The organism is Desulfacinum hydrothermale DSM 13146, from assembly GCF_900176285.1.
GTDB lineage: Bacteria > Desulfobacterota > Syntrophobacteria > Syntrophobacterales > DSM-9756 > Desulfacinum > Desulfacinum hydrothermale.
On the sequence record NZ_FWXF01000046.1, the window covers coordinates 1 to 3,230 of the forward strand.

3 protein-coding genes are annotated in these 3,230 nt (G+C 61.2%); all 3 read left to right on the forward strand.

Going from position 1 to position 3,230, the window contains the following annotated elements; genetic code table 11:
• Window positions 1–196: 196 nt before the first annotated feature.
• From B9A12_RS16440 to B9A12_RS16450, 3 genes are read left to right on the forward strand one after another with little or no spacing between them, the layout of a single operon-like run.
• Complete coding sequence (locus B9A12_RS16440; protein ID WP_212636990.1) at window positions 197–1,210, forward strand: FecCD family ABC transporter permease; 1,014 nt, start codon at window positions 197–199, stop codon at window positions 1,208–1,210.
• Window positions 1,207–1,959, forward strand: coding sequence for an ABC transporter ATP-binding protein (locus tag B9A12_RS16445; RefSeq protein ID WP_084059169.1), 753 nt, complete (start codon window positions 1,207–1,209; stop codon window positions 1,957–1,959). The genes B9A12_RS16440 and B9A12_RS16445 overlap by 4 nt, the downstream gene beginning before the upstream one ends.
• A 28-nt stretch (window positions 1,960–1,987) precedes the next feature.
• On the forward strand, window positions 1,988–3,076 hold the full coding sequence (locus tag B9A12_RS16450) for an iron ABC transporter substrate-binding protein (RefSeq protein ID WP_084059170.1): 1,089 nt from the start codon (window positions 1,988–1,990) through the stop codon (window positions 3,074–3,076).
• Window positions 3,077–3,230: the final 154 nt, after the last annotated feature.

The window sequence follows — 3,230 nt, forward strand, 5'->3', positions numbered from 1 at the left end:
CCCGCCCCTACGGCGGCCTGGCCAGCTCGAGCACACGGGCCCACAGGGAGTAATCTGGGCGTTCTCAGACAAGCTCCCAGGCGTCGGCTGTCCCACAAAGCGATCGCAATAGACGAGAGAGCCACGAAGGCTGTGCTTTCCCGAAAGGGAGAGGAGTGCTTTCGTGGCTTTTCTTATGGGAAAGGAGGTGCCAAATATGGCAAGCGGCCTGGCGGGGGAATTTGTGGAGCGGGGACGAAAAACACAGCGCTTCTTTGCTTCCGTGGCCTTCGTCACCCTTTTGCTGGGTATGATCGCCCTGGGCTTCGGCTCCTATGGACTTTCTTTGGCCAAGCTCTTTTCGGGCCTCTTAGGGCAAAGTGACGGTGTGGGCTCGGTGATTCTCTGGAACATCCGACTTCCACGCATCGCAGCGGCTCTGAGCGTGGGCGGAGGACTGGGGCTTTCGGGTTTGCTCATCCAAGCACTCCTGCGAAATCCCCTGGGGTCGCCATCCACGCTGGGTATCAGCCAGGGGGCGGCCTTCGGGGCCTCACTTGCCATCATCGCCTGGGAAGGGAGGTTTTTCCCCGTCACGGCATCTGCCTTTGCCGGCGCCCTGGGGGCCACGATACTCATTGTATTTTTTGGCAGACTCCGGGATCTCTCCCCTGAAGCGATCATCCTGGCCGGTGTCGCCCTTGCATCGCTCTTCGGAGCGGCCACGGTGCTGCTCCACTACCTGGCCGATGAGACGCAGCTGGCCATGGCCGTGGTGTGGAGTTTCGGTGATGTGGCCCGGTCCGGCTGGCAGGAGATCGCCATGGTGACGGTGTCGACCGGGATCTTGGGGCTGGCCTCGGTCTCTTGGCGGTGGCACCTGAACGCCTTGGACTCTGGTGCGGAATCGGCCAAAAGCCTGGGGGTCTCGGTGGAACGGTTGCGATGGCAGGGGCTGGTGTTGGCTGCCCTGGTATCGGCCCTGGCCACTGCTTTTCACGGCGTCATCGCTTTCGTGGGGCTCATCGCCCCTCACGCGGCGCGGCGCCTGGTGGGAGCCGACCATCGCTTCCTGGTCCCCATGTCGGGACTTCTGGGTGCCTTGCTGCTGCTTTCGGCGGATACCTTTTCTCGGCTGATCCTGGGAAGCGGCTCCTTTCCTGTGGGGGTAGTGACCTCCTTTCTCGGTGCCCCCCTCTTCCTTTACCTGCTGATGCGAGGGAGATCGTGATCGTTTCGGTCTTAGATATCCTGTTCAGCTACGACAGTCACCATGTCTTGCGCGGCGTTCGTTTTCAGGTGGAGGCTGGACAATTCGTGGCTTTGTGCGGAACCAACGGGGCGGGGAAATCCACGTTGCTCCGGTGCATCAACGGCCTTCTCCGGCCCCGTGTGGGAACGGTGCTCCTGGATGGGGAAGACGTGGGGCTTTTGAGTCGCAAGGAGGTGGCCCGGCGCTGTGCATCCGTTCCGCAACAGGGGCGCAGCACGGAACTGACGGTCTTCCACGTGGTGCTGCTCGGGCGGCTGCCACATTGTCGATGGGGGCCGTCAAGGGATGACCTGTCGCGGGTGGAGAGAATCCTGGAGGAAATGAACCTGGCCCCGTTGGCCCATCGCCCCTTGAGCGCCCTAAGCGGCGGCGAGGCTCAAAAGGTTCTCTTGGCCCGGGCCCTGGCACAGGATCCGAGGGTTCTGTTGTTGGACGAACCCACGAACCACCTGGATCTGAAAAATCAGCTGGCCATGATGGAACTCATTGAGAAGGTGGCTCGGAAGGAAGGTTTGGCGGCGGTAGCGGCCATTCACGATTTGAACTTGGCCCTGAGGCATTGTGACCGCCTTTTGTTTCTCAAGGCTGGGAAGATCCACGGAGCCGTGGAGCCAGCGGGTGTGACGCCGGATCTCATCCGGGAGGTGTACGGGGTGGATGCGGAGATCGAGAGGATCCACGGCCGTTGGGTGGTGATCCCGCAATAGGACGCGGGTAGATCAGAGGGAGGGGGCCATGAAGAAATGCTGCGCTCTGTGGATCATGATGATGTGGCTTGGAACCAGTCCCGTGGCGGCAGCGACGGATTTTGTTTCGGTGACCGATATGGTAGGGCGAGTGGTTCGCGTGCCGCTGAGACCCCAACGCATTGTCTGCCTGGGTCCCGGCGCGCTCCGCCTCATCGTCTACCTTCAGGCCCAGGACCTGGTGACGGGTGTGGAAGAGTTGGAAAAGCGAAATCCCCGCGGCCGTCCCTACTGGTTGGCCCAAGGACAGAAGCTCAAAGGGCTTCCGGCGGTGGGCCCCGGCGGGGCGGCTGCCATCAACAAAAGGCCGGACATGGAGCGGGTTCTGGCGGCGCGCCCGCAGGTGGTCTTCATCACCTACATGGACGCCGAGCTGGCGGACCGCGTGCAGGCCGCACTGAGAGTGCCAGTGGTGCTTCTGAGCTACGGGCGGTTTGCCTCCTTTGATGAGGCGGTGTTGGATTCGCTCAAGCTTGCCGGCACGATTCTGGGGCGTGAGAGACGGGCTCGGCAAGTGGTGGCTTATGTGAACGATCTCCGGGCCGATCTGGATCGACGGACCCGCGGTGTTCCGAAAGAACGGCGCCCGCGGGCTTATGTGGGCGGGGTCGGCTACCGGGGAAGCCGAGGTATTTTGAGCACGGAACTGAATTATTTGCCCTTTGAATGGACCCACACCGACAATGCCGCGCGACAGGTGCCGACCCGTCTGGGCACCCACGTCTTTCTGGATCGGGAAAAGCTTCTGGAACTGGACCCGGACGTTATCTTCCTGGACGGGGGCGGGCAGGATCTGGTGCTGGACGACTTGGCCAAGCACCCCGTGTTCTACAAAACCCTTCAAGCCTTCAGGAAGCGGAAGGTCTACCGGCTTTTTCCTTTCAACTTCTATACCACCAATGTGGAGACGGCCCTGGTGGATGCCTACGTGGTGGGCAAGCTTCTCTATCCGGATCGCTTCGCCCACGTGGACCTGGCCCTCAAGGCGGACGAAATCTTTTCCTTCTTTGTGGGAACTCCCGTGTATCAAGACATGGTGAAGGATTTCGGAACGCCGGGAGCCGAAGTCGGCTTTTGAGTGCAAAGAGTGGCGAAGCGGATGCCTCACGAAGAGACCATCGGACGGCACGAAGCCCATCCGACCGAATGCGATGACTCGTAAAGGAGGCAGAAGATGGGAGAAAGAAACCGATGGTTGGTTACGGCCTTGACCGTCATCTTGTGGGGAACAG

Coding starts and splice junctions, on each gene's coding strand:
- B9A12_RS16440 (WP_212636990.1), top strand. CDS start 197: ATGGCAAGCGGCCTGGCGGGGGAATTTGTGGAGCGGGGACGAAAAACA.
- B9A12_RS16450 (WP_084059170.1), top strand. CDS start 1,988: ATGAAGAAATGCTGCGCTCTGTGGATCATGATGATGTGGCTTGGAACC.